Here is a 26286-nt window from a genome sequence, read left to right as displayed (position 1 = left end):
TGCTGTTTCGCTGTCCCCGTCGAAGATCCATCAAGCCGACGCGCGACCACCGACAACCTGGGAGAACTACGCACATGACCAGCGCCGACCCGATGCCGCGCCGCCGCCTGTTCAAAACCGGTCTTGCTCTCAGCGCCGCGGTAGTGGCCCCCGCTGCGGCCGCCACCCCCGCCGTGGCCGACGAACCTGTCAGTCTCAGCAAGGAGTTCCGCACTTTCGAACAGAGGTACGGCGCGCGGCTCGGTGTCTACGCCCGCAACGTGCGCACCGGCCGGACCGTGGCGTACCGCGCCGGGGAACGGTTCGCGATGTGCTCGACGTTCAAGGCGTTCGCCGCAGCGGCCGTGCTGCGCGACCACGGCGACTGCGCTCCCTTGGACAGGGTGATCCACTATCCACTCAGGGACATCCTCGACAACTCGCAGTACTCCGAGGACCACCTGGCCACGGGAATGACGGTGGGCCAAGCATGCGCCGCCGCCATCCAGTACAGCGACAACACCGCGGGCAACCTGCTGCTGCGTCAGGTCGGCGGACCCCAGGGCCTCACCCGGTTCTTCCGCTCACTCGGAGACCAGGTGAGCCGGCTCGACCGCTGGGAGACCGACCTGAACACCGCCACCCCCGGCGACCAGCAGGACACCAGCACGCCACAAGCCCTCGGCACGAGCTTCGAACGGCTGACCCTCGGACGGGCCCTGGCCCGCACCGACCGCGAGCAGCTGGTCACCTGGCTGAAAGGCAACACCACCAGCGACAAGCGGTTCGGCGCCGGGCTCCCGCGAGACTGGGCCCTGGCAGACAAAACCGGCACCGGCAGCTACGCCACCGCCAACGACATCGGCATCGCCTGGACGACGCGGCACACCCCCTTGCTGCTTACCGTGCTGTCCACGAAGGACGCCAGGGACGCGCCCGTAGACAACGATCTGATCCGCGACGCGGCCGCCCTCCTGGCCGCCACCCTCGCCCCCGGCGAGTAGTGAGCGGAGGGCGTGCCGGTCCTCCACGGCACCGACCACACGTCTCCCCGGGGCACCGCCCTCACGAGAGGAACGCGAACGGCGGTTTCCTCCAGCAGATCCGCGGTGGGCGAAGTGAGCACGACACGGTGAGCTTCGAGGAGTTCGCCGAGCTGATGCACCCGGACCCCGACGAGTTCAGCCGACGGATCGGGCAGGTACGCGAACAGCAGCAGCGGGCCGCCGACTACCCTGCACCCGCTTGCCAGCGGCTGGCCACCCACGACCACGGCCAGGAGCAGACCGCCGCGCACCAGCACCACCGTCCCCCCAGCCCCGGCCGCGCATAGTTCCCGGAGTCTCCCTCGGCTGCGGCTACAGGCTGATCGGGTCCAGGGTGTGTAGGGTCTGTACGGTGAGCGGTGTAACTCCCGAGCTGGAAGCGACAGTTGATGACTGACGTGACGAGTGACACCGAGGCCGGGAAGGCCGCTGTGAGTGGGGCGGGCACCGTGGATGACAGGCTGGTCGCCGAGCTGTTGGCCCGGGCCCAGGCCGGTGGGGTGAAGCTCACCGGGGCGGGCGGCCTGCTGCTGCAGCAGCTGACGAAGCGGGTGCTGGAGTCCGCGCTGGAAGGCGAACTCACCGATCATCTGGGCCACGAGCCCGGTGACCGGACCGGGGGCGGCCGGGAGAACTACCGCAACGGACACCGATCCAAGACGGTGATCACCGAGTCGGGGCCGGTCGAGATCGCGGTGCCGCGGGACCGGGCCGGGTCGTTCGAGCCGCAGCTGGTCAAGAAGCGGCAGCGGCGTCTCGGTGGGGTGGATGAGATGGTCCTGTCACTGTCGGCGAAAGGCCTCACGCACGGGGAGATCTCCGTGCATCTCGCCGAGTTGTACGGCGCGGAGATCTCCAAATCCACGATCTCCACGATCACCGACAGCGTGATGGCCGGCATGACCGAATGGCAGAACCGTCCCCTGGACAGCGTCTACCCGGTCGTCTTCATTGACTGCGTGAACGTGAAGGTCAGGGATGGGCAGGTCGCCAACCGGCCTGTCTACGACTCCGCTGGTCAATTCACGAAGTCGCTGAGTGGATCGGGCTGTTGCTGGCATGGTGAGGGGTAGTAGACGTTGAGCGGGGAGCCGAGGTGGTGATCCGCCATGTCGTTGTGGCCCAGGCCTGCGCAGGAGATTCCCGAGCTGACCGTGCGGGTTGCCCGCGCCGCGTTCCCGGGCGGCACGCTGGCGATTCGGCTGCGTGATTCGCTGGGGCCGGTCTTTGAGGACGCCCAGTTCTCCGACCTGTTCGCCAAGCGTGGTCACCCCTCCCTCTCGCCGGGTCGTCTCGCGCTGGTCAGCGTGCTGCAGTCCGCCGAGAACCTGACCGACCGCCAGGCTGCAGAGGCTGTACGAGCCCGGCTGCTGGCCGGCGACGACGCCGAGCGGCTGCTCGAGATCCTGCTCGAGCACTTCAAGCAGGCGGGCCTGCTGGGCAAGGGGGGACGTGCGCGCACGGACTCGACCCGGGTCCTGGCGGCGGTACGCACACTCAACCGAAATAAGCGGGCCCGTCGGCAGGGCTTGCGCAAGTTCCCGGGATCGCCCAACTGGCCTGAGGGTGCCGCGGGTTGAAGTGGACGACTGAGGCTGATCCTTTGGAGTGGACACCCTGACAATGGACCTTGATGGTCCAGGGAGGGATGCCCAGGTGGGACGCCAGTCTCCGTACCCGGAGGAGTTCCGGAAGGATGCCGTCGCGCTCTACCGCGCGTCCGGCGGCAAGCGCACGTACGCGGCGGTGGCCGCGGATCTCGGGATCACCGGGGAGACGCTGCGCACGTGGGTCCGCAAGGACACCGTTCGGTCCGCGCCCGAGTCGTCAGACAGCAGCGTGCAGAGTCCGGCTGAGGAGCTGACCCGGCTGCGAGCCGAGAACCAGCGGCTGCTGAAGGCAGAGAAAGAGTGGCAGCTGGAGCGGGAGATCTTGCGCCGGGCAGCCGCCTATTTCGCTCGGGAGGTGAAGTGAGCCCCCGCCGCTGGGACTTCATCTCCGACAATCGTGCCGACTTCGGCGTGAAGCGGATATGCCAGGTCCTCGGCGTCTCCCGCTCCGGCTACTACCGGCACCAGGCCACCACGCAGACCCGCGCTGCGCGTCAGGCCGAGCAGGCCGCTGCGGTCGCCGAGATCCGCGAGATCCATGCCGAACACCACGGCGCCTACGGCGCCCCGCGCATCCATGCCGAACTCCGCTCGCGGGGTCGGAAGATCAATCGCAAGCGTGTCACGCGCCTGATGCGCATCAACCAGATCGTCGGCCGTCACCTGCGCCGCACCAAGCGCACCACGATCGCGGACAAGACGGCCCCTCCCGCACCGGATCTGCTCATGCGCGACTTCACCGCGAAGACGATGAACGCCCGGTGGTGCGGCGACATCACGTATATCGCCGTCGGCTCGACGTGGCTGTATCTGGCCACGGTCATCGACATCTGCTCGCGCCGCGTGATCGGCTGGTCCATCGCCGACCACATGCGCACCCAGCTCGTCACCGACGCGATCGAAATGGCGGTCTGCGCCCGCAGCGGCCAGGTCGACGGCGTTGTCTTTCACACAGACAGGGGCGCGCAATATACGGCGGCGGCCTTCGCCGAGGTCTGCCGCCGGCACGGCATCCGCCGCAGCATGGGCCGCGTCGGCTCGAGTTACGACAATGCCCTGGCCGAGTCGTTCTTCCAGGGCCTGAAACGGGAGCTGCTCCACGGACGACGCCTCACCTCGAAGGCGCAGACACGGCTGGAGCTGTTCCGCTGGCTGGCCTACTACAACCGGCGCCGCCGCCACTCTGCCCTCGGCTACCTCACGCCAGTCGAGTCCGAGCAACAGCTGATCTCATCACGTACGCTATCGCTCGTCGCATGAAACCCGGTGTCCACTCCCGAGGTTGAGCCTCAGACCGCCGTCACCCACGGCTGCCCGGTCACCCTCGCCCAGGCTGAGGTTGGGTCCAAGACCAACGAGACACGGCACTTCCAGCCCCTGCTTGCACCGCTCGACCTGGACGGAGACGTGGTCACCTTCGACGCGCTGCACTCCGTGAAGGCCAACGTCGCCTGGCTGGCCGAGACCAAGAAGGCGCACTACGTGGCCGTGATCAAGCCCAATCAGCCCACCGCCTGGGCCCAACTGGACGGTCTGGACCGGCATGCGGTGGCCATCCAGCACACCGCCTCGAACAAGGGACACGGCCGTCGCGAGTCCCGCTCGATCAAGACTCTCGCCATCGCCGACAACCTTGGCGGCATCGCCTTCCCCCACGCGAAGCTCGCCCTCCGCGTCCACCGCCGCCGCAAAGAGACCGGCAGGAAGGAGACCCGCGAGACCGTCTATGCGGTCACCAGCCTCGACGTCCACCAGGCGAGACCGGCCGAACTCGCCTCCCACCTGCGCGGACACTGGACCGTGGAAGCCCAGCACCACATCCGCGACCGTACCTTCGCCGAAGACGCCTCCACTGTCCACGCCGGCAACGCACCCCGCGTCATGGCCACACTCCGCAACCTCGCGATCGGAGCCCTCAAAGCCCTCGGAGCGACCAACATCGCGAAGACCACCCGCGCCATCCGCGACCAACCCGAACGGGCCCTCCCCACCCTGGGCATCACCTACAAGCCCGACCTCAACGGAACTTGATCAAGCCCTGCTCGGGATACGGGCCGTACTCGCCGATCGGCACGTACCGCCCGATGAACTCCCATTCCTCATTCGCGTCACGCAAGAAGATCTAGGATCCCCGGGAGAGACACTGCTTACGGCGGACGGGCCTCGGGGTCTTGAATGGCCCTTGGAGCGGGGCGGGGCCCTGGCTGCCAGGGAGGGGAACGGCGAGCCAGGACCCGGGGTGTGGGCCGTCGTCCGTATGAGGGCGTATGCCGCCTTCAGCTTGCTGGCGTGTGTGCCGTGCCCTTGGTGCGGATGTGCTGACGGAGAAAGAGAGCGGCGCGCTCCAGTGCCTCGTCGGCTTCGTCCAGGATGCCGGCGAACGCCTGGAAGACGTGTGGAACGTCGGCGGTGACGTCCAGGATGACGTCCACTCCGGCTTCCCTCGCGCGCGTGGCCATGCGTGTGGAGTCGTCCAGGAGCATTTCGTTGGTGCCCGCCTGCAGAAGTATCGGAGGGAAGCCGGTCAGGTCGGCGAGGGTGGCGGGGCTGAGCATGGGCTGGTGTGGATCCTGTCCCGCAAGGTACATGGCCCCGGTGTGTTCCAGGCCCTCACGCGTGAAGAACGGATCGATGCCCGCCTTGCTGTCCATGCTCCCGCCTGTCCGGGTCATGTCGAGTCCAGGGGAGAACGCCACGATCGCGGCGGGCATGGGCAGGCCCGCGCCGCGAGCGGCGAGGCAGGTGGCGGCAGTGAGGCCGCCACCGGCGGAGTCCCCGGCGAACGCGATCGCCGAAGGGTCTTCGCCGCTGTCGAGAAGTGCGCGGTAGGCGCTCAGCCCGTCCTCGATCGCGGCCGGGAACGGGTGCTCAGGGGCAAGCCGGTAATCCAACGAGAACGCCCTGAAACCTGTTTTGGTCACCAGGTTCCCCGTCAGCGACATCGCCGTCTCCGGTGAACCGACCACGTAGGAGCCGCCGTGGAAGTAGAGGATTGTCCCGGCCTTCGGAGTGCCGGCCGGCTCGACGAGCACCGCGGGCCGGTCGCCGAGCGTCGCAGTCTGGGTGCGGATCCCGGCCGGGACGATCATTTCGGCCATCATCGCCCTGAACCCGGCGCGGAGCTCCTCCACCGACCGAGGGCCCTCAGGCCGGGGCCGCCGGACCATCGCGTCGATCTCCGCGCGCTGTTGCCTGCTCATTGTCGCCTCCATCGCAAGTGCATGCCAAGGAACTATATGCCCAGGCATCTGTGTGGGTGCTAAGGTATATGCCATGGCATCTAAGTCAAGCGGTGGCCGGGTCGACCTCCCGGGCTTCTTCGCCGACCTCGTTCGCTGTGAGACGCGCCTCTACAACGCGCTGAACGACCGTCTTCGCGAGCGGCACGGGATCGTCACCTCGCAGTTCGAATTCTTGCGCTTCCTGCGCGACCACCCTGGGTCCCGGGTGGCGGACCTTGCCGCCGAGTTCGCCATCGGGATCGGTACGACCAGCAAGGGCATCGACCGTCTGGAGAAGCAGGCATGGGTCATACGGCGAACCAATCCATCGGATCGTCGCTCATCACTGCTGGACCTGACCGATGACGGCCTGCAACTCGTCGAGGCGGCGGAGGCGACCTTCACTGAAACGCTGGCCGAGCTGACCGCAGGCGCCCTCGGTGGCCCCTCAGCACTGGCCGCCGTCCAGGTCCTTTCGGACCTCCGCTCCGTGCTCGAACGCCATCAGATCGGCCTGCCCACAGGCTGACCGGCATGTGCGTCCAGTGCGATCGCCCACTGGCCATGCGATCAGCCTTTGTTGCGAGGCGAATCCCGCAGATTGATCACAACTCGATACGCGATCCTCGGCTGAGCCACCCGGCCTTCCGTTGCTGGCCATCGCAGCCGGAGACGTCCTCACCCGGTTGAGCGGAGTCAGCGATCAACCTCGTACTGGCCGCCCTCATCGGCGTGATGGGAGGCCTGCTCGGCTCGGTCCTCGGACCCCTCATCCAATGGCACACCGCACGCAAGGACCAGCTGCGCGCCACCGCCGCCCGCTTCTGCGCACCGGCTCTTTGCACACCGCGGGATCCTGTACCACGGCTGGACTTCGGCCCTCATCAACCGTGCCCGCCGTAGCACGCTCGGCCGCCCGGCAGGAGGTGGAGTCGATGTTCACACGGCCCATTCGCGCCTGCGCTGCGCGCTCTCCGCTCCTACCGCCTTGGCCAGGGCCCCGTCGGGATCGGCGGCGCCGACCTCGATGTGTGACTCGGGCAGGATCTGCCGCCACGTTGCATCCGCCGACCAGCGGCCATGCCGTTCATAGATGCTCTGCCAGGGGCCGTACCGCTCAGGCAGGTGCGGCCAGGGCACCCCCGTACGGTCCCGGAACAGCACTCCGTTGATCACTTTGCCGTGATCGGACCACTGCCCGCCAGGCTTGCCGTTCGCGGGCAGTAACGGCTCGAACTTCTGCCACTGCGCGTCCGTGAGCTCGTGTCGCCGCACCATGACGGAGTTGACGGCCGCCATCGGCCTGCGTCCGGCCAGCGGTGCGGACGGGATTTAAATGCCCCCAGTCGCATGAGGCCATCGTTCTTCCGCGGTCGCGGCTCGGCACGAGATGAGCGCCGAGGCCGTGGCCGCCCTTGAGTCGCGGCGCGCCTCTTACGACTCGCGGTGGAAGACGCCTCAGCAGGTTCGGCACCCGTCGAGCGGCTGGTCGCGGCACAGCCTCTCAGCGTCGCGCGCGAGCGCTGGACGGCTCGACGAGGCGATCGTCCAAGAGGCGGGTGCCAGCCTGTTTGACGTACTTCAGCACGGGTGAGACCTCCATGCTCTGCAGTCCGGTCAGGGACCCGATGCGTTCCGAGGTGAACTCGAACAGTTCGTCGAGGTCCCGGGTGTGTGCGACGGCATGGATGTTCCATGGCCCGGAGATGGCTGCGGCGAAGGCGATCTCGGGTTCCTGCGCGAGTGTGCGGCCCGCGCTCTTCACCGCTGACGGGTGCGCGCGAAGCCAGAGGTGCGCGCGAGCGTGATAGCCCAAGGCTGCTGCGGCGATCTCGACGTCGATGTGGACGACGCGATGCTGGAGCAGAGCCTCAAGGCGCCGCGAGGCGCGTCCCGGAGTGAGGTCTGCGGCTGTGGCGAGATCGACGAGACTGGCACGGCCATCTGCGGCGAGCGCATCGAGCAACTCCTCGTCCTCGAGGGTGAGGCGCAGTGGCTCGCGGGTGACGACCGGAGACTCGGTGAAAGGGGGGCCGCCGCTCCCCAACGCTGCTTCCTCCCGAGGGGACAGTGTGCCCTGCAGGGCGGACCAGTAGTGGCCGCGACCTCCGAGGAACTGCCGGAGCATGGCGAAGGCGTTGATGTCGATCACCGCCGCGGTGCGGGGAAGCCGCTGCACCAGGAGATCCTCGCGCTGTTCCCGCGTCCGTGATTGCGTCGCGCAGGTCACCTCACAACCCGCCGCACCCAGGGCTACCCAGTTGATGTCGTCACGCTTGGCGAGCGCGTCGGCGATCGCCGCGACACTGCCGGGACGGCAGCGCAGCCGCATCAGCCACCTGCTCTGCCCCAGGGCACCCGGGTTCACCACGCCGGCCACGCGGATGACGCCGTCGGCGCGTAGTGGGCGATACCGGCGGTTGACGGCCCCCTCGGTCAGACCGAGGGCGTTCGCGATCGCGGCGAACGAAGCCCGTGGAGCGATCTGCAACGCACGAATGATTCGCACATCGTCGGGCTGAATCGAAGCAGATTCCGTCATGAGCGCCCTTGTCATGTCGCCGACCCTACAAACGAGCCCTCGTAGCTCGCCTGCGATGCGGTGTGGACGAAACACTTGAACCGCACGGGTTGAAGGGCCGCGACAGCGGGCACCGCCCTGTGCCGATCCCGGGGCCTCGACCGATGCCCGAACGGAGTCCAACGCTCGAAGAACGGAGATGACGCTGCATGTCATCGACCTCCACTGAACAACACCCACCGACCGCTCTCATCGTCGGGGCCTCGCGCGGCCTCGGTCACGCGATGGCGGCGGAGTTCTTCGGCAGGGGCTGGAACGTCGTCGGCACCGTTCGCGACACCACTGCCCGAACGCCGCTGCACGACCTCGCGGACCGCGCCGACGGGCGGGTGACCATCGAGCATCTCGACATCAACGACCCGGGCCACCTGCCCCCGCTGCACGCACGTGTGGCGCACCGCCGACTCGACGTGCTCTTCGTCAACGCGGGCACGACCAACAATGAGCAGACGCCCATCGGCGGGGTTGCGACGGCCGACTTCGTCGACGTGATGGTCACCAACGCGCTGAGCCCCATGCGCGTCATTGAAGCCCTCGAAGACCTGGTGTCCCCGGCGGGACTCATCGGGGCGATGTCCTCCGGACAGGGCAGCATCACGAACAACGCGACGGGAGGCCGCGAGGTCTACCGGGGGAGCAAAGCAGCCCTGAACATGTTCCTGCGGAGCTTCGCGGCCCGGCAGGGGGAGACGCGGCGCGCCTTCGTGCTCATGGCGCCGGGCTGGATACGCACCGCCCTGGGTGGTCCGGATGCGCCCTACACCATCGAGGAGACCGTCCCCTTGCTGGTGGACGTCCTGCTCTCCCGACTGGGCACGCCCGGCCTGGCATATCTGGACCGCTTCGGCCAGACCGTCCCCTGGTGATCCCTGCGGCCCACCCCAGCACTCACCGCTCGCCACCGGCCGGCTTGGAGCGGCCTCAAGGAGGAGATCGTGCCGATCATCGCCATCGAAGAACACTGGAGCATGCCGGATCTGACGGCTGCCCTCCACGCCCTGCCGCACCCGGATGAAAGTCTCGTTTTCGGGAAAATGGACGACAACCAGGAGCGCTTGGAGGACCTGGAGGCGGGCCGGATCGCGGCGATGAACGCGCAGGGTATCGACGTGTCGATCCTCGCCCTGACACCGCCGGCAACCCAGTCGCTGCCACCCGGCGAAGCCCTGGCGCTGAGTCGCGCCGCGAACGACGTGGCCGCGGCGGCCGTCGCCCGAAACCCTGCCCGTCTTCGCTCGATGTCCGCCCTGCCCATGTCCTCACCGAAGGACGTCCCAGCCGAGCTTGAAAGAGCCGCGAGTATGGGGCACGTGGGAACCATGGTGTACGGCCGATCAGGGGACCTGTTTCTCGACGATCCCGTCTACGACGATTCTTTCGGCGTGGCCTCGGAACTCGGTCAGCCCGTGTTCATTCATCCCCAACTGCCATCGCGAGCTGTCCGTGACGCCTCATACCGAGGATTCGACCCCATGACGGAGCTCGCCCTGGCCACTTTCGGCTGGGGATGGCACCTGGACGCCGCAACAGCAGCCTTGCGGCTGATCCTCCGAGGTACTTTCGACCGTCATCCCGACCTTCAGATCGTGCTCGGTCACTGGGGAGAGACGTTGCTTTTCTGGCTCGATCGGGCCGACAGCATCTCCCGGACCGCCGGCCTGCAGCGCTCCGTGTCCGACTGCGTCCGATTGAATTTCCACATCACCGTCTCCGGCATGCTCAACCCGGCTCACCTGCATCATGCTCTCTGTCGGTGACCGCTGTCGACCGTTTGATGTTCGCCACGGACTACCCCTTCCAACGGCCGGCCAAAGAGGAAATCTGTTCTCTCTTGGGTCACTTCTCCTCCGAGACAGAGCGCCAACAGTTCTCTTCCGGAAACGCTGCATCCTTGTTCGGCATTGGCCTGTAGCCCGGGATCTTTCATCATCGGCTGCCCTTCCACGGCTCGGCCTGGCGTGACGACTCCCGACCGCGCTTTCCGAGCAGGGCCTCGTCCTCGCCCACACAGGCCTCAGCACCTTCGTCGACGCCTTCGTGAGGCCAGGCCGGTCCTGAGTTCCACGCCCCTCCTCCATGTGCTGGCTTCGTTCATTTCAAAATAGCTGCGAATGTTCGTCCCCCCTGTGTCGTTGTCCGGGTCCTGGCTCAGCCGACCTGCAGCACGGTCTTGCCGCATAGCCGCGCGGTCCGGAAGTCGCCGGCGAGGGCTCGCGGTGCTTCCCCAAGGGGAAGCACCGTGCCGATGACAGGCCGGATGCTGCCTGCGGTGACGAGCTTCGTGAGTTCGCCGAGCCGCTCCGGCTTTCGGTCGAGCGAGTAGTTCGCGGCGTGGATGCGTGCGTCGGCCATGAGCTGGTCGTCGAGACCGAAAGCGGTCGACAGCAGCGCACCGCCGTCCTTCACCGTGCCGGCCAGGCTGCTGGTGAGTGAGCGGTCGCCGACAAGGTCGAGGACCGCGTCGAGACCCTCGGGTGCGAGCTGGCATAGAGCCTGGTCGAGGGGCTGCGCCCCACGGACGACGATCTCGGTGGCGCCGAGCTCGCGTACCTGCTCGGCGTGCTGAGCGGACGCCGTGGCGATGGTCCGGATCCCGCGGGCTGCTGCGGCCTGCACTGCGAACGTGCCGACACCTCCCGTGGCGCCGATGATGAGCAGCGTGCCGCCCTCGGGCACCTGTGTGTGCTCGATCGCGCCGAGCGCGGTCATGCCGGCGGTCGGCAGCGCGGCGGCCATGTGGCTCGGCATCCCGGTGGGGATGGTTGCCAGCGCGCCGAGCGCGGGCTCTGCCTGGACGACGCAGACCTCGGCGAAGGTCCCGAAGTGCAGTGGCTGGCTCCAAAACTGGCCGACGACACGGTCGCCAACGCGGAATCGCGTCACGTCGTCACCGATCGCGGTCACGGTGCCGGCACCATCCAGGCCGAGCGTGAGCGGGAACCGGTACTCCCCGAGCCATTCCAGCGCGCCGGACGCGATGGCCACGTCCAGCGGGTTGATCGCCGCCGCCTCGATGGTGACCTGTATCTGGCCGAGGCCGGGTTCGGGCACGGGCAGCTTCCTGAGCTCCGGGGTGTCGCCGAAGCGCTCGATGCTGATGGCTCGCATGTGTCTCTCCGTTCTGCCGCGGGCCGTTCGCCCTGCGGCGACACCAGCGTGCGGTCAAGGCGAGGCCCGGGGGAACGACCGATCCGGCAGCCATTAGGAACAAGAAGGTAGTAATCCTGATGCCGAGCAGGTCGTAGTGTGTTCTCCATGGCAGTGGAGTCCCGGGCCTTGCGGTACTTCGTGGCGGTGGCCGAGGAACGCAGCTTCACCCACGCCGCGAGGCGGCTCGGCATCGCCGGCCCCGCGCTGTCGCGAGCGATCCGCAACCTTGAGACCGAACTCGGCGTACGCCTCCTGGAGCGGTCCACGCGCGTGGTGGAGCTGACCGAGTCCGGCGCAGTGCTGCTGACCCATGCGCGGCCTGCGCTGGAGGCTCTCGACGCGGCGGCCCGACGCGCCGTGCGGGCCTCGGCACCGCATCGCAGCCTGGTGCTCGCCGTGAAGGCGGACGCGGACGGGGGCCTGCTCGAAGCCATCCTCGCCGCGGTGGCTGCCGAGCCCGACACCAGGCCGGTCGCCGTGCGCCTGTGCGGATGGCGGGAGCACACGCGGCTACTGCGGGCGGGAGACGCCGATGCAGCGCTCATGTTCGAGCCCTACGATCCGGACGGCATCGACGCGGATGTCGTCGCGGTCGAGCCGCGCGTGGCAGCGCTGCCCGCCGACCATCCACTTGCCGGAGCTGGCCGGGTACGGCTCGCCGATCTCGGAGTCGCCCCGGCGGACGTCCTCGAACGGGTGGAGCGCGACATCGGCGAGCACGGGGTCCAAGGCCTCGCGCAGCTGCTCGCCCTCATTGGCCTCGGCCAGACGATGACCGTGCTACCGCGATCGGTCGCATCCCAGTACCCGCGACGCGCGGTGTCCTACGTCCTCATCGAGGACTGCCCTCCCGCCGCACTGGTTATCGCCTGGCCGGAATGCTCCCGCAGCCGGGGCGTGGCCGCGCTGGTACGCGCGGCGGCGGCCGTCGCGCAGTCGCGTGGCATCGGTGCTGCATCAGACAGGACAACCGGACAACTGGAATCCTGCGGTGTCGCCCCACCAGCCGAGCCATGATGGCCGCGCAGCGGCCCCGAGCACTGGCTGACCCGTGCTGCTACTGGTCGTTCGGGTCCTCCGTTGTGGGAGGCAGCGACTGCGAGACACCGTCGGGCCAGAAGAGTTGGGGCCCGACGGGCGTGCTCGCGCTCCAGCGGAAGGCCGCGTTCGGGGGGTGCTCTCGGATGGTCGAGCCACCACCTGATCGGGTCCGATGGTGGTGGCCGCACTGGCAGCCCCTTCTACGGTAGGGCGGTGTGAGGCCCCACACGACAGGGCCTACCATCGCTCAGCACGCTCTCCGACCAAACCGGGCAGATCCCCCGAACGACGCTGCCCTGGGGGGCGTGGCGCTGGCATATGGGGATCAGTCGGTCTTGTCAGTGAGCCGGTGGGGTGAGGGTGGTGCGGTCGAACGGGCCGCCATGTGAGGCGGCGTAGGTGACGGCGTCGTTGACGGCGTTGAGGCCGAACGACCGGACCCGTTCGGCGGCGAGGTCAAGGCGGCCGGAGGCGAGGAGCCTGATGATGCCGACGTTCGCTGTACGCGGGTACATCCACTGGCCGCGCACGGTGATCGAGTTGCGCATGATCCATGGGTACGGGAGGGCGAGGTCGTCGCCACCGAGCATGCCGACGCCGCCCATGAGGACGACGCGGCCGTATTCGCGCACGGTCATGGCTGCCGTGCGCGCTGCCGAGCTGGGTGCGCTCGGCGGTAGCAGGTCGATCACCATGTCGATCGGGCCGTCGGCCGCCGCGGACATCGCCGCGCGGTCGCCGGCGTCGTCCCCGGTGAGCGGGACCGGGCGCACGAGCGGACCGAACCGGTCGGCGAGGAGGTCGAGCGCGGCCTGGTTGCGGCCTGGGGCGACCACGCGGCCCGCGCCCATAGCGAGCGCGACCGCAACCGCACTGCTGCCGAGGTTGCCGGTGGCCCCGTTGACGAGCAGCGTCTCACCGGCTGCGAGCCCGCCGGCCAGCAGCCCGCCGTAAGGGATGACGTGCACGCCGAGCGCGGCCCAGCGGGCCGGGTCGTCCCCCGCCGCTGCGGGGAGCGGGAAGACGTTCTCCGTCGGGACCCGCATGAGCTCGGCGAACGATCCGTCGTGCAGGTACCGGGCGAGGCGCGCGCCGCCCTCGCCGCGGGAACTCCAGCCCTGGAGCGTGATGTCGGGCGTGAGGGCGTCATCCCGCGAGCGCACCGTCGAGTCGCACCACACCAGGTCGCCGGGGCGCAGCCGGGTGGCGTCCGGGCCCACGCGGACGACCCGTCCCACGCCGCCGATGCCGGGCACGACGGGAGGGACCAGGGGATAGTTCCGCTCGCCGCTGAAGACCTCAGCCGCGTAGGGCGCCACGCTGGCGGCGAGGACCTCGACCACCACCTCGCCGCCGCCGACCTGGGGGTCGGGCACCTCCCGCACCGTGAGCGGGGCGCCGAACTGCGTCAGAACTGCTGCTCGCACGTGATGACCTCCGTGTTCGTCCGTGTTCGTCGGGATCGACACTAGGAGCCTGGCGGACATGCGGGAAGCGACGATCAAGCATCCGTGGTATGCGTATGCCGCATGGACATCTCCAGCACAGGCCTACGGGTCCTGCGGCAGATCGCCGAGTCCGGCAGCTTCACCGCAGCAGCCACCCGGCTCGGCTACACCCAGTCGGCGGTCTCACGCCAGGCCGCCGCCCTCGAACGAAGCGCGGGTACCGCCCTGTTCGAACGCCGCCCCGACGGAGTGCGGCTCACCCCCGCGGGTCTGACCCTGCTGCGCCACGCTCGCACGATCCTGGACTGCCTGACGGCAGCCGAGCGCGACCTCACCGGCACCGTCTCGCGTACCGAACTGGTGCGGCTCGGACTGTTCCTGAGCGCGGGCGCGGCCATCCTGCCTCGCTCACTCACCCGCCTCGCGGCGACCGACCCGCAGATCACGGTCACGACTACCGAGGGCACCACGCCCTCCCTGATCCGGGCACTGCGCGCGGGCTCGATCGACCTCGCCGTACTGACCTCCCGCCCGCCCCACCGGCCTTTGGACGGCGAGTCGCCGCGCCTGCACACCGAGAGCGTTACGGACACCGAACTGGTCGTGGCGGTGCCTTCGACCGGAGAGTTCGCCGGCCGCACCGCGGTGCACGTCGACGAACTGATCGACGCCCCGTGGATTGCCGCCCCGGCGTCGAACGCCGAGCCACTGCTCGGCGTCTGGCCTGGCCTGCCCGGACGGCCAGACATCGTCCACTGCGCGCGCGACTGGCTGACGAAGCTTCAGCTGGTCGCCGCTGGCTTCGGGGTGACAACGGTGCCCTCGCGGCTCTCGCCGGTGCTGCCGCCCGGGGTGAGCCTGCTGCACGTCGAAGGCTCACCCCCCGAGATCCGCCGGGTTCTCGTGGCGCGGCTCCCCGGCCGCCCCACCCCGGCGATCACGGCCGTCACCCGAGCAATTGCCTCGACCACCTGATACGTGCCGCCGGCCGTCAGATTCGGTGCCGTAGCCCGCCGAGGGCGCGCACCATCACGTGTACCTCGGCAATAGCCAGGGCCCTTTCAGCAGGAGCACCCCGCTGCTGCCCGTGCAAGTACCCCAGTGACGTCGAAACTCGTGAACATAGCCAGGCCGTAGATCTGGGTGCTTCCCAGACCCGTGAACAACTGACTTCAATACTCGTGAATAAGAGGGCATCTCACGTGGCAAGTTTTGCGAGCTTCTTGTAGCAGGTCAGGGCGGCGGCCAGGCCGAGGAAGGCGAGGAAGTGCGAGCCCTTTCGTTCGTATCGGACGGTGAGGCGGCGGTAGCCGAAGAGCCAGGCGATCGACCGTTCGATCTTCCAGCGGTGCCGACCGAGGCGTTCCCCGGACTCGATGCCGGGCCGCGCGATGCGCGCGACGAGCCCGCGCTCGCGCGGCCAGGCAAGGTGTTCGGCGGAGAAGTGCGCCTTGTCCGCGCGGAGTTTGACGGGTCGGCGCCGCCGTGGTCCCCGGCGGGACCGGACGGCGGGTATGCCGCGGATGAGTGGCTTGGGGGCGAGGCTGTCGTGCATGTTCGCGCCGGACACGGCGACGGCGAGCGGGATGCCTGGGCATCGGACAGCACGTGCAGCTTGCTGCCCTTCTTGCCGCGATCGACCGGGTTCGGCCCGGTGAGCGATCCCCCCTTTTGGCGCGGACGGAGGCCGCGTCGACGATCGCCGAGGTCCAGTCCACCTCGCCGCGGGCCCCGAGTTCGTCCAGCACCGCCCGGTGCAGCCGACGCCACAGGCCGGCCTCGGTCCATACAGTGAAGCGGCGATGCGCGGTGGCGGGCGACGTGCCGAACGTCGGCTGCAGATGCCGCCAGGCACAGCCGCTGGTCAGCGCGTACACCACTGCCGTGAACACGGCCCGCTCGTCACACGGAGCGGTCCCACCACCTTGCGGACGAACAGCGAACGACGGCAGCAACGGGGCGGCCAGCTGCCAGAGTTCATCAGGAACCAGACGCTTCGAGAGATCAGCACCCACGACTGGCATCGTGCCGCACGAACATCAAGTCACGTGCGACAACCTCTAAGCCTTGATTGATGCGGCCGACCTGGCGGCTTGCTCGATCTTCGCGCAGTAGGCTGCACGGGCTTCCTCGTCGATCTGCTTCTCGTGTTCGGCGCGCAACCCGGTCCGGCCGTCGAGGCCCTCGCGCAGGATGTCGGCTTGCCCGGCATGCCGGATGGACTCGCCGAGGACATGGACCATGATGGCGAACAGATTCGTGTCGGCATAAGGCTCCGGCCACCACGGCACGTGGCCGGGGGCGTCGAGGGGAAGCTCGTTGATCGTCGCGTCCGAGTGTTCCCACGTGCGCCGGTAGAACCCGATGATCTGATCGCGGGTCTCGTCCTCGGTCGCCCACAGATCGCTGCCGTTGGAGTCCTGCCACCGGGGGAGCGGTTCCGGGGAAGGGCGGTCGAAGACCTCGCCGAAGTACCTGGCCTCGACGGTGGCCACGTGTTTGACCAGGCCGAGGAGGTTGGTCCCGGTCGCTGTCAAAGGTCGGCGGGCGTCGTATTCGGACAAGCCGTCGAGTTTCCAGAGCAGCGCCTTGCGGTCCCGCCGCAGTCTCCCGTGCAGGTTGTCTTTCGCGAATTCATCGATCATGCGGCATGAGCCTGCCATGGGCTGCTCGTGGCCTCAAGATCCCGTACGCGGTCCGCAACGACTGGCAGAGCCAGAGGCCGGGCCATGGCCGCCGCCCTGGCCTGCTACAAGAAGCTCGCGAAACTTGCCACGTGAGACAACCTCTAATACTGCAACCGCATCTGGGGGTTGTGCCCTCGACGTTTGTAGTGGGAGCGGCGGGTTCGGGCCTGGCTGTGTCTACGGAAGTGTGACCAGCGGAGATGGTGTTCGTTGGTGTGGTGGCGGGGTGTGATGACGATGTGCCCGATCAACCGGCGGATCTCCGGGACGCTGAGGGGTATGAGGTCTTGCTCGTCCTGTGCGTTGCCCCTTTTGTGGCTTCTTGGGCGCGGACTGCGGTCAGGTAGGCGAGTGCGGCCATCGACAGGGTGATGTGCCGGTACCAGGCCCGGTAGAGCCGGACCTGGTAGTGGTCCAGGCCGCACTCTCCCTTGGCGGTCTGGAAGCACTCCTCCACCGCCCATCTCGCTGCGGCGACTTTGACCAGGTCTTTCAGCCGCGAGGAGGCCGGTCCGTAGCAGACGTAGTACGCGATCTCGGTGGGGTCGCTGACACTGCGGCGGGCCAGCACCCAGTGCCCGAAGCCGTCTTCCCAGCAAGGGCGGATCGCGACGCGTGCCCAGTCGTAGACGCGTTCGCCGTGCGCGCCCGGGCCGCCCGACAGCCGCTTCCAGCGTTGTCGGGGCAGCGCGGCGATCAGCTCGTCGACCCGTTTCTCGGACCAACGGGTCGTGATGACCGTGTCGTTGACCTTGGTGGCCATCACATGGGCGATGCCGCGCTGTTCCAGCCAGAAACGTGTGTGCTTGACCTGCCCGTATGCCTCGTCCGCGGTCACCCATGCGAACGGCACACCGGCATCGACGGCGCGTTGCAGCATCTGCCTGAAGTGCTCGTTCTTGGTCGCGAAACGGATCTCGTCGCCGATGCCGGCGGCCCGGCAGCGGTCCCGGTCATCGGTCCAGGAGGCCGGGAGGTAGAGCTCGCGGTCGATCAGAGCACGTCCCCGGGCCGAGGCGTAGGCCAGGAAGGTGCCGATCTGGCAGTTTTCCGTGCGGCCCGCAGTACCCGAGTATTGGCGCTGGACACCGGCGGATTTGGTGCCCTTCTTCAGGAAGCCGGTGTCGTCGCAGATCAGGACGGCGTCTGGGCTGCCGATGGTCTCCACGACGAAGTCACGGACATCGTCTCGGACTGCGTTCTCGTCCCAGTCGGAGAGGTTGAGCAGGCGCTGGACACCGTCCGGGCGGAGCTGGCCGACCTGCTCGGCCAGCGTCCAGCCGTTCTTCTTCTCCAGAGGTGCGACCAGCCCCTGAAGGTAGTCCAGTGCCCGCTCGCGCGGCTCGGACCTGCCAAAACGGTGGGCGAACCGGGCATGCAGCCCGGCTATCCCCTCGGACCACGACTCAACCTGCTCGACCGTCAGCGCATCAGCACACAGTCACATCAACGACAGGCCACGTTCATCGTCACCCCAGATGCGGTTGCAGTACTAAGCCGCCGACTTCCTACACTTCGACCACCGTGACGCTCAAGGGTCTCTACGCCCTGGTCTTCATCGAGCACGGCACCCGGCGCCTCCACCTCGCCGGCGTCACCGCCCATCCCGCCGCGCAGTGGATGTCCGACAGGCGAGGAACCTCGCCATGGCACTCGAGCGCCGCACGGACTTCCTGCGCTTCCCCCACCAATCCCGGCAGCTGCTCCCCCCGGGACAACAACGAACCGCCCGCCCGGGCCACCGTCACGGACCTCCGGCCCCACGGTATCCGACGACAACCCGTCCTCGGCGGACTGCTGGACGAGCACCAGCACGCCGCCTGATTCCAACGACATCAGCACAGGTCACAACGCGAATCGTATTTTCGAGCGGCACACGCCTCGACGGCTTCTACGAACGCTCCTGACCGTCCCCGCCCCTGCTCGCCCGGGCGCGCGCACTCGTGTCGACGGGCGAACTTTCGGCAAGGAGCGGAAGCGGGCTTCTTACCAGGGCGGCTTATGGTGCGTGGCCATGACTCGCACACGGCTCTACCGCAACGGCTCTCTGATCCTGGAGGACTTTCCGACCGCGGACATCTCGGAATACGTGAACGATCCGGACGTGGCGGTCTGGCTCGACCTGTGCGATCCGTGCTCCGCCGACTTCGCGATGATCAGCGAGGAGTTCGGTCTGCATGAGCTCGCGGTGGAGGACGCACGTCAGGAGCATCAGCGGCCCAAGCTGGACCGCTACCGTACCCACGCCTTCCTCAGTGCCTACGCCATCAGTACCGACGAGACCGGTGGACAGCTGACCGCGAGTGAATTGTCCGTTTTCATAACACCTACGGCGTTGATCACCATTCGCCCCGACCGCCGGTTCGACATCGAGAAGGTCGTCGAACGCTGGGACAACAACAGTGATCTCGCCAAGTACGGGGTGGGATTCCTGCTGCACGGACTGCTCGACCACATAGTCGACGGGCACTTCGCCGCCGTGCAGGATCTCGACGACCGTATCGAAGCAGTGGAGGATCTGCTCTTCGACGAGGGGCGCGAGCAGATTGACTCCGTCCAGCGCGATTCCTACGCGCTGCGTAAGAACCTCACGAAGCTGCGCCGCGTGGTGTTGCCGATGCGGGAGGTCGTGAACAGCCTCCTCCGGCGTGACCTGCACATCGTCGCCGAGCCCTTGCTCCCCTATTACCAGGATGTGTATGACCATGTCCTCAGGGCCACCGAGTGGACCGAGTCGCTGCGGGACATGATCACGTCCATCATGGAGACCAATCTGACCGTTCAGGGCAATCGCATGAACCTGATCATGAAGAAGGTCACCAGCTGGGCATCGATCGTGGCCGTACCCACGGCCGTCACCGGTTTCTACGGGCAGAACGTTCCGTATCCAGGTGTCAGCACCCACGCGGGTTTCCTGACTTCCACTGGTGTCATGGTCGTTGCATCGGTGCTGCTCTACTGGACCTTCAAGCGCAAGGACTGGATCTGACCCCCGCACCGGCAGGGACCGGGCTGACTCCGGGCCACCGGGTGCGGGCCGGGGGAGCGGGAACTGCGGGCCAAGATCGGCGGATCGAGCCGGACCGAGCAGCCCCTGTTGCCGGGCCAGGCGCAGAGACTGCGGATGAGCCGGCCGCCGACGTCGTTTCCCGGGTGGTCGGGGCCGAGTTCGATCCGTGCGAGGTGGATCTCCGTCGGCCGGTCTCCGACGTGGAACATCCTCGCCTCGCCGCCGTCGGCGGTGATTCGGCTCCCGGCGGAGGGTGCTCGACGGCGACCGTACGTGGGAGACGCTCGTCGCCCGCGAACTCGTCCACCAGTGGTACGGCAACACCGTAAGCCTGCGGGACCGGCGTGACATCTCGCTCAACAAGGGTTCGCCACGTATGGGCAAGGCTCTGGTCGGAGCACATCGGGGCGGACTCCGCCGACACCATCGCCCGCGCGGCGTGGAACACGCTGGCGAAAGGCCCCCAGCGCCTGCGGATCGCGGATCCCGGCCCGGACCGCATCTTCGACGACCGCGTCTACGACAGGGGCGCCTGTACGCTCCGCGCCCTGCGGCTGACACTGGGCGACGACCGCTTCTTCGCCCTGCTGCACGCCTGGCACCAGGCACACCGCGGCCGCAGCGCCGACACCGCCGCCTTCCTCGCTCATGCGGGCGGTACTCGCCGACGGCGGTTGAGCCGCTGCTGCACACCTGGCTCTACGAGAAGAGGTTGCCGCCCATGCCACCCGCGACACCGTCCTGAGCCCGGCCCCATGGTGATTCCGGCTGGTCGAACCGAAGCCGGCCTCGAAGTCCTGCACGCTGATGCAGTGCTGGTGGCGGGCGGGGACGCACACCACCTTCTCGCTGCAGCTCTTCCCGCGGCTGTCGGCCTGGGACAACGAACCGCTCAACGCCCGCCGTTCGGGACTGCTCCTGGAGTACCCTGCGCACCGACGCCCTCGTTCCTCACCGGGCACTACGCAATTCGGCGCCGGCGGGATCAGGTGCGACGGGCATCGTGCGTACTGGCGGGCCGGACGGGGGGCGCAGCCGCGGCGTGCGGGCGGCGAGGGAGCCCATCGCGAGGGAAGCCAGGTGGCCGACGTCCGCCGGGGCGGGGGTGGCTGACCGCCCCTGGCCCTAGGGTGGGTCAACCTATATGTGCCACCGCGAGGTCCGCGCCTGAGGACGCCCCGTCGTCAGGCGTCGGTTCCGGCCGGGAGGCCGTACTGCGCCAGAGCCGGCGGCAGGAGGAGACCGTTGCCACCAGCAGCAGCCCGTCGCGGATCAGCATTACGACTATGCCCGGCAGATTGCTCCGCACGACCGGGCCGAAGCCGATGGGGAATTCGAGCACCGTGAAGAAGCACGCGGCCAGGATGAGCAGCACGGGCCGGCGCTGGACGGTGGAGCGGCTGGTCAGGCAGAGCGCGCCGAGGCCGAGCAGCCAGATCAGGTACTGCGGGCTGATCACCCGGCTGGTGGTGACGAAGACCAGCACCGCGGCGAACGCAGCGTCGTAGAGCACGACGTCGCTGAAAGTGCGGGCGCGTACCCGCCACCAGACCAGCCAGCAGCAGGCCAGCACCGCGCAGGCCAGTGCGATCCGGGCCGCGGTGGGCACGTACGGGCCGAGGAACTCGAACGCCCCGTAGTGCAGCCGGGAGGTGCCGTGCCACAGACCGAGCCAGCGCAGGACATGAAACGGCAGCGCGCCCAGCGACTCGATCTCGACGCCGCGCTGACGCTGCTCGGTGAGGAACGCGAACGGTCCCCGGGTGAAGGCCAGGAACGCGCCGCTGACGCCGACGGTGGTCACCAGCGCCGCCCCCCAGGAGCGTCGGGTCGTGTCGCCCGGCCGCGCACCGGCGAGCACGAGTATGGGCCAGGCCTTGACCAGCGCGCCGATCCCGGCCAGCGCGCCCGCGACCCGGGGGTGCCGTGCTGCGGCCAGCAGGGCGGCGACCGCGAGGGCGGTGACCATCACGTCGTAGCGGGCCAGGACCAGCGGGCCGAGCACGGCGATCCCGGCGACCCACAGCCAGGCGCCGGCCAGGTCCCGGCCGTGGGCCCGCCCGGCCCGCAGCAGCATCACCAGGACCGTCGCGTCGGCGGCGCAGGCGAGCAGGTAGAAGGCGTGCGAGTAAGTCAGGAACGGCAGCAGTGCCGGGGCGAGGAAGACCGCTGCCGCGGCGGGCGGGTACTGCCAGGTGACGTCGCCGACCGGAAAGCTGCCGGTCAGCAGCCGTTCGTACCAGCCGTGGTAGATGACGACCACGTCGGGGCGGACGTCGTCACCGGGGAAGCGCAGGGCGCCGAAGAGCGTCAGCAGCAGTGCGGCTCGTGTCACCGCCCAGGCCAGCACCGGCATCCACGTTCTTGAGCGACCCGCGGACACCCTTCCACGCCAGCACACCGTCACGTTTCAGGGCCTCTCCGTCAACCGCCTTACGCGGGTCACACTTCCGGCGTCGGTTCGCCTGAAGGTGAAAACACGATGAACATAGCGCGTCACCTTGTTGCACCACCCTGTGAACGGCTGCAAGAGACTGACCATGCTGCCACCCGTCACGGCGCGGCCCCGTTGCCGGTGTCGACTGCAACCGTGGCGGAGTGGCCTGACGCCGGCCAGGACCTCGTTTCAGTTGGTGAGTCGGTGGTAGCTGATGAGGGCAGCGGCGATGCCGACGAAGGCGAGGAAGTGTTCGGCCTTGCGCTCGTAGCGGCGGTGCAGGCGTCGGCAGCCGGCGAGCCAGGACACTGTCCTGTCGACGACTCAGCGGTGCCGGCCCAGCCGCTCCCGTACCACGTGCTGGCGCGATGTCGGCCGGCTCGGCGCCTCCGGTTGCCTGCTGATCCGTCGCTGATCAGCCTGGCCTACCACCGACGACACCCGCTCCGAGCGTTCGGCTTCGACGACACGCTGGAGGCCTGGGCGGTGACCGCGTGGATCGACGCGGACATCCCGGCCGAGGCCCGTAAGGCCGCCCCCGCGGGCCGCAGAACGGGACCTGGCCACCGACAACGAGGCACGAAGTGGTCACCCGGTGACCAGGGTCCAGTGCATGTCGTGGAGCGTCTGTCCAAGGGGGACGTAGTAGACGCCGGCCAGGCACCAGGGCTTCCTGCGATGACCGTCGAGGACGGTGTCGGGGTTGTACGCGGGCGGGCAGGTGACGGTTCGGTCGAGGGCGGTGATGATTCCGCGTGCTTCATCGGCGGTGTGGTTACGGACGCTGGCGAAGACCGGGCCGCCACTGTCGCCGTTGACGGCTGCGACACCGCCAGGCGTGGCCGAGGTGGCGTAGGCGAGGTCGACATCGGGACGGTAGATGCCGTTGGGCCCGGTGACGCCGATGTCGGTCTGGGCTATGCGCACACCGCAGTGCACGCCGCCGTTGGCGCCGTCGGTGCACACGTAGTCGCCGACGTTGTTGTGCCCCCAGCCTGTGACGGGTTTGGCGTAGCCGTCGGTGCGGCTTGCGGGGCCGTCGTAGAGCCGGCCGCTCACCCGCTGTGAGGGCAGCTTGATGCCGACCACGTCGTCCTGCGGGGAGCGCTGGGTGGCGTCGGTGGTGCCGATGAGGTCGCCGCCCCACCAGGTGGTCCACCGGCCTTCGGGGCCCGGGCCGCAGTGGTAGGCCGACGTCAGCATGTACTGGCCCTGGGCGTTCTTCACGCCGTAAGAGCCGGAGCAGATGCCGCCGAGGGGATTTTTCAGCGCCGAAGCTCCGGTCCAGGGGGAGCTGTCATGCTGCCGGGAGGACAGATCCACGCTCTGCAATCGGTGGATCGCGGCGACGTGCACTCCCGCCAGTCGGCCAGCTGCCGGGGCGACCTGCTGCAACGTCTTGCTGTGTCCACTCGCCAGGAGCCTGCTCGCCGTACGGGCGGCGTTGTCGTAGCCGACCTCCAGGCCGCTGCCGTCCACTGCCGGTGCGATGCTGGTGACGCGGACAGGGGCCGCCATCCCCTCGACTCGCAGCTTCATTGAAGCCAGGCTGTTCAGCAACTTCACGCGGGCGGCGTGGAGTTCGGCCTTGGAATAGCGGGCGGAGTCGACCTCGGCGGTCACCCCGTGGGGGAGATGGGCGAGGATGTGCCTGACCCGCCGGGGCGGGGTGCCTTTCCAGTGCAGGCGCAGGTGGTTGTGGTCGGGGTCGACCTCGACCTCGGCGAAGCCGGGTATGTGCGCGCGGTCGGACTCGGAGAGCCCTTCGGTGATCTGGCCGGCGACGGCGTCGAGGACCTGCTGGCGTTCGTCGATCCGCGTGGCGGCGCGCGAGGCCGCCTGCGTGGCCGGCGTGGAAGAGGCGTCCGCGAGAGGCGGGATGACGAACGGTACCGCGGCGGCCAGAGCTGCGGCCGGCAGGGCGAATGCCAGCCATCTGGGCCGTGCAGCATGCTTCATGTGTCGCTGTCTTTCTGCTGGAGCCAGTGTGACGCGAACATGCTCGTACAGGACAGTCCGCCGGACAAAGCGATGATCCGATTTTCGCAGAAGATTGCGAAGCGGTGGTCGCGGGGGCGAGGTCGACAGCGCGTTCCGTGCCGCCCAGCACCGAAGTCCGTACGATCGTTGGAGAGCCCGGCGTCGTGGCGATGATGCGGCCGGACGATCCGTGGCTCTCGTTCTCCTGCAGATTCTTGAGCGGATCAACGAAGACCGCATGGTTGTGGTGCCATCCGAGGGACTCTTGTCAGCCACGGTGCACCCCTGGCGACACACCGCCTCTGCGGACGTGTCCTGCCGTCAGGTAGTCAGCTCATGCAGCGCTTGACGGCGCGCATGTACGGGTGGGCCGCACGCCGTTGTGCGTGCGGCCCACCCGTGCCGGGGTCACGGGTTGCCGAGGGTCAGCGGACCGGCAGGATCTGGGTGTGGTCCTTCTGGACGGCCTGGAGGTTATGGGGGTTCAGGCCCAGGAGGGACAGGATCGTCGGGGCGATCTGGGTGGTCTCGACCTGAGCAGTCTTGGTCATGCCCGCGGGGGTGCCCGCGCCGGAGATGACGAGCGGGACGTTCAGGTCGTCAGCGTGGGCGCCGCCGTGTTCGGCGATCTTCTTGGTGCCGCCCGTGTAGACCACACCGTACTTGGCGATGCCGAACAGGTCCGGGACCCGGGCGTCACCGGGCTTGACGCCGAAGTACTCGGCGGCCTCCTTGCCTGCGTAGACCCTGCTGAGCCCGCTGTTGCTGAAGGACTTGGTGGGCTTGCCGTTGATGTCGGTGCCCTTGCCGCTCTGCGACAGCAGGTACTGCTTGGCGAACGAGGTGGCTTCGGCGGAGCGGTCGTTCAGCCACAGCAGCATGCCGTCGTCGTCCACGGAGTGCGCGACGAGATCGCCGGCGCCCGGGTGCTTCTTCTTCCAGGCGGCGTTGAGTCCGTCGAGCAGCGGACCGTCGTCCACGCGGGTCAGGGCCGTGGGATCGGTGGGCGACTGGCCGTGCTTGGCGGACAGAACGATGTCCGTGCTGGAGGCCAGGCCCTTGGCCTTGATCTCCTTGACCATCGCGCCGATCTCGGTGTTGACGTAGTCGAGGTTCTTCTGCAGCAGCGGGCCGGGGACGCCCTTGGAGGCGTAGCCGCCCTTGAGGCCCTCGGAGGAGGGCAGCTTCTGCGCGGTGGAGACCGACTGGAAGTTCATGCCGAAGATCGCCGGGGTGCCGACCTTGTGACGGCCGCTGTGGTCGTAGCCGTCGATCTCGTTGAGGACGGCCTTGACCTTGTAGCTGTCGTACTGCTCGGTCGCCTTGTTGTCGGTGGTCCAGTCGTTCCCGGCCGGGTAGCCGCCTGCGTCGCTGTTGATCTCCGGGGAGAACTGGTCCTGGATGCCTGTACCCGAAGGGCCGTTGAGGATGTCGTAGGCGATGTGCTTGTCCGACCAGGCGGTGCGCAGGCCGGCGTTGCGGGCCACGTTGAAGACGGTGTTCACCTGCAGGTACGAGTGCGGGTAGACCGGCTTGCAGGTCGTGGGGTCGACGGGCAGCTTGCTCGGGTCGAGCAGGCTCTGCGGCCGTCCAGTCATCTGCAGGATGCTGCCGGGCAGGTTCTTCAGGCCCTGACCGGCATCGAGGGAAGCCTTGTTCTTGTCCATGTCCTCGGTCATGTCCACCTCGACGCCGGGCTTGACGCCCTTGCAGTGGGTGGTGCCGGCCGGGAGCAGGGCGTGGTTGTACACGTCGTCGTAATAGACGCCGGTGGTACCCGGGCCGCCGCCGGTGACCTGGGCGGTCATGCCTGGGAAGGAGTCCGAGGGGGTGGTGGTGTGCGCGTTGGTGTAGTGCACGCCGCCGTTCACCAGTCGGGCCAGCGCGGAGCCGGGGTGGCGGGCGATGTACCAGGCCAGATCCGACTGGTGCAGACCGTCAACCGACAGCAGGAGGACGTGCTTGGCGGCCACGGGCTTCTGCGGCGCGGCCGAGGAGCCGGTGAGCTCCGACGCGGCGGCGAGCGAGCCTCCGGCGACGGTCATGGCGACACCGAGGGAGGCGGCCAGTCGTATGGATCGGCGGTTCACAACTAA

Annotated in this window: 21 protein-coding genes and 4 pseudogenes; 13 read left to right on the top strand and 12 right to left on the bottom strand. The window is 68.3% G+C overall.

All coding sequences use genetic code 11. The features are described 5' to 3' along the window. Nucleotides 1–74 precede the first annotated feature (74 nt). The 6 genes and pseudogenes from bla (at nt 75) to ASC56_RS36320 (ending at nt 4666) form a co-directional block, all read left to right on the top strand. Entirely contained in the window at nt 75–983 is a 909-nt protein-coding gene (gene bla, locus ASC56_RS36350; protein ID WP_055495880.1) for a class A beta-lactamase, read from the top strand. 128 nt (nt 984–1111) lie between these two features. After that, nucleotides 1112–1312 carry a hypothetical protein gene (locus ASC56_RS36345; protein ID WP_055495879.1) on the top strand — a complete coding sequence of 67 codons (201 nt, stop codon included), beginning with the start codon at nt 1112–1114 and terminating at the stop codon, nt 1310–1312. A 102-nt stretch (nt 1313–1414) separates the two neighbouring features. Beyond that, nucleotides 1415–2095 (top strand): annotated as a pseudogene (locus ASC56_RS36340) (transposase); the annotation flags it as partial. Nucleotides 2096–2134: 39 nt separating this feature from the next. Then, nucleotides 2135–2527: pseudogene (locus ASC56_RS36335) on the top strand (IS1182 family transposase); the annotation flags it as partial. A 154-nt stretch (nt 2528–2681) separates the two neighbouring features. After that, a protein-coding gene (locus ASC56_RS36325) for an IS3 family transposase (protein WP_107309462.1) occupies nt 2682–3895 on the top strand; the annotation gives its coding sequence in 2 pieces (ribosomal slippage) (nt 2682–2934 and nt 2934–3895; 1215 coding nt in all). Nucleotides 3896–3901: 6 nt separating this feature from the next. Beyond that, a complete protein-coding gene (locus ASC56_RS36320) occupies nt 3902–4666 on the top strand; it encodes an ISAs1 family transposase (protein WP_234377248.1) in 765 nt (254 codons plus the stop codon). Between the two features lie 245 nt (nt 4667–4911). Here the strand turns inward: ASC56_RS36320 and ASC56_RS36315 are convergent, their stop codons facing one another. Next, on the bottom strand, nt 4912–5835 hold the full coding sequence (locus ASC56_RS36315; RefSeq protein WP_055495876.1) for an alpha/beta hydrolase: 924 nt from the start codon (nt 5833–5835) through the stop codon (nt 4912–4914). A 73-nt stretch (nt 5836–5908) separates the two neighbouring features. On the opposite strand from ASC56_RS36315, the gene ASC56_RS36310 reads away from it, so the two are divergent. Next, on the top strand, nt 5909–6385 hold the full coding sequence (locus ASC56_RS36310) for a MarR family winged helix-turn-helix transcriptional regulator (protein WP_055495875.1): 477 nt from the start codon (nt 5909–5911) through the stop codon (nt 6383–6385). Nucleotides 6386–6795: 410 nt separating this feature from the next. Here the strand turns inward: ASC56_RS36310 and ASC56_RS36305 are convergent, their stop codons facing one another. Both ASC56_RS36305 and ASC56_RS36300 read right to left on the bottom strand, forming a co-directional pair. Beyond that, the gene (locus tag ASC56_RS36305; RefSeq protein WP_055495874.1) at nt 6796–7155 is read right to left on the bottom strand and encodes an IS5/IS1182 family transposase; all 360 of its coding nucleotides are present in this window, start codon (nt 7153–7155) and stop codon (nt 6796–6798) included. A gap of 205 nt (nt 7156–7360) precedes the next feature. After that, a complete protein-coding gene (locus ASC56_RS36300) occupies nt 7361–8413 on the bottom strand; it encodes an Lrp/AsnC family transcriptional regulator (protein ID WP_055495873.1) in 1053 nt (350 codons plus the stop codon). 173 nt (nt 8414–8586) lie between these two features. Between ASC56_RS36300 and ASC56_RS36295 the strand changes: the two genes are divergently transcribed. Further along, nucleotides 8587–9303, top strand: coding sequence for an SDR family NAD(P)-dependent oxidoreductase (locus tag ASC56_RS36295; protein WP_055495872.1), 717 nt, complete (start codon nt 8587–8589; stop codon nt 9301–9303). Nucleotides 9304–9372: 69 nt separating this feature from the next. Continuing rightward, nucleotides 9373–10194: an amidohydrolase family protein gene (locus ASC56_RS36290; protein ID WP_234377247.1), complete on the top strand. Its 822-nt coding sequence runs from the start codon at nt 9373–9375 to the stop codon at nt 10192–10194. A gap of 391 nt (nt 10195–10585) precedes the next feature. Here ASC56_RS36290 and ASC56_RS36285 read toward each other — a convergent pair whose 3' ends face one another. Then, on the bottom strand, nt 10586–11545 hold the full coding sequence (locus ASC56_RS36285; protein ID WP_055495871.1) for an NADP-dependent oxidoreductase: 960 nt from the start codon (nt 11543–11545) through the stop codon (nt 10586–10588). A gap of 147 nt (nt 11546–11692) precedes the next feature. Here ASC56_RS36285 and ASC56_RS36280 point away from each other — a divergent pair, with 147 nt between their 5' ends. Beyond that, the gene (locus ASC56_RS36280) at nt 11693–12604 is read left to right on the top strand and encodes a LysR family transcriptional regulator (RefSeq protein WP_063785068.1); all 912 of its coding nucleotides are present in this window, start codon (nt 11693–11695) and stop codon (nt 12602–12604) included. 362 nt (nt 12605–12966) lie between these two features. On the opposite strand, the gene ASC56_RS36275 is transcribed toward ASC56_RS36280, so the two are convergent. After that, nucleotides 12967–14055: an alcohol dehydrogenase catalytic domain-containing protein gene (locus ASC56_RS36275; RefSeq protein ID WP_079102965.1), complete on the bottom strand. Its 1089-nt coding sequence runs from the start codon at nt 14053–14055 to the stop codon at nt 12967–12969. 102 nt (nt 14056–14157) lie between these two features. Between ASC56_RS36275 and ASC56_RS36270 the strand changes: the two genes are divergently transcribed. Then, nucleotides 14158–15051 carry a LysR family transcriptional regulator gene (locus tag ASC56_RS36270; protein WP_055495870.1) on the top strand — a complete coding sequence of 298 codons (894 nt, stop codon included), beginning with the start codon at nt 14158–14160 and terminating at the stop codon, nt 15049–15051. A 223-nt stretch (nt 15052–15274) separates the two neighbouring features. On the opposite strand, the pseudogene ASC56_RS39175 reads toward ASC56_RS36270, so the two are convergent. From ASC56_RS39175 to ASC56_RS36255, 3 genes and pseudogenes are all read right to left on the bottom strand, one after another. Continuing rightward, nucleotides 15275–16091 (bottom strand): annotated as a pseudogene (locus ASC56_RS39175) (IS5 family transposase). A 45-nt stretch (nt 16092–16136) separates the two neighbouring features. Continuing rightward, complete coding sequence (locus tag ASC56_RS36260) at nt 16137–16721, bottom strand: DinB family protein (protein ID WP_055495869.1); 585 nt, start codon at nt 16719–16721, stop codon at nt 16137–16139. 289 nt (nt 16722–17010) lie between these two features. Beyond that, nucleotides 17011–18189, bottom strand: a complete 1179-nt coding sequence (locus tag ASC56_RS36255; protein WP_055495868.1) for an IS701 family transposase — start codon at nt 18187–18189, stop codon at nt 17011–17013. 98 nt (nt 18190–18287) lie between these two features. On the opposite strand from ASC56_RS36255, the gene ASC56_RS36250 reads away from it, so the two are divergent. Both ASC56_RS36250 and ASC56_RS36245 read left to right on the top strand, forming a co-directional pair. Beyond that, entirely contained in the window at nt 18288–18587 is a 300-nt protein-coding gene (locus ASC56_RS36250) for a hypothetical protein (RefSeq protein ID WP_055495867.1), read from the top strand. Nucleotides 18588–18777: 190 nt separating this feature from the next. Further along, nucleotides 18778–19752 (top strand): magnesium transporter CorA family protein, encoded by a 975-nt coding sequence (locus ASC56_RS36245; RefSeq protein WP_055495866.1) that lies wholly within the window; start codon nt 18778–18780, stop codon nt 19750–19752. A 1156-nt stretch (nt 19753–20908) separates the two neighbouring features. Here the strand turns inward: ASC56_RS36245 and ASC56_RS36240 are convergent. From ASC56_RS36240 to ASC56_RS36225, 4 genes and pseudogenes are all read right to left on the bottom strand, one after another. Beyond that, nucleotides 20909–22129 (bottom strand): glycosyltransferase 87 family protein, encoded by a 1221-nt coding sequence (locus ASC56_RS36240; RefSeq protein ID WP_055495865.1) that lies wholly within the window; start codon nt 22127–22129, stop codon nt 20909–20911. A gap of 270 nt (nt 22130–22399) precedes the next feature. Further along, nucleotides 22400–22552 (bottom strand): annotated as a pseudogene (locus tag ASC56_RS40350) (IS5/IS1182 family transposase); the annotation flags it as partial. Nucleotides 22553–22798: 246 nt separating this feature from the next. Further along, the gene (locus ASC56_RS36230; protein ID WP_055495864.1) at nt 22799–24169 is read right to left on the bottom strand and encodes a hypothetical protein; all 1371 of its coding nucleotides are present in this window, start codon (nt 24167–24169) and stop codon (nt 22799–22801) included. A 446-nt stretch (nt 24170–24615) separates the two neighbouring features. Further along, nucleotides 24616–26235, bottom strand: coding sequence for an alkaline phosphatase family protein (locus ASC56_RS36225; protein ID WP_055495889.1), 1620 nt, complete (start codon nt 26233–26235; stop codon nt 24616–24618). Between the last annotated feature and the right edge of the window lie 51 nt (nt 26236–26286).

The sequence above is a fragment of the Streptomyces sp. TP-A0356 genome (assembly GCF_001417775.1).
Classification (GTDB): domain Bacteria; phylum Actinomycetota; class Actinomycetes; order Streptomycetales; family Streptomycetaceae; genus Streptomyces.
Note: the sequence above shows the minus strand (reverse complement) of the source record. Positions and strands in the feature narration are given on the sequence as shown.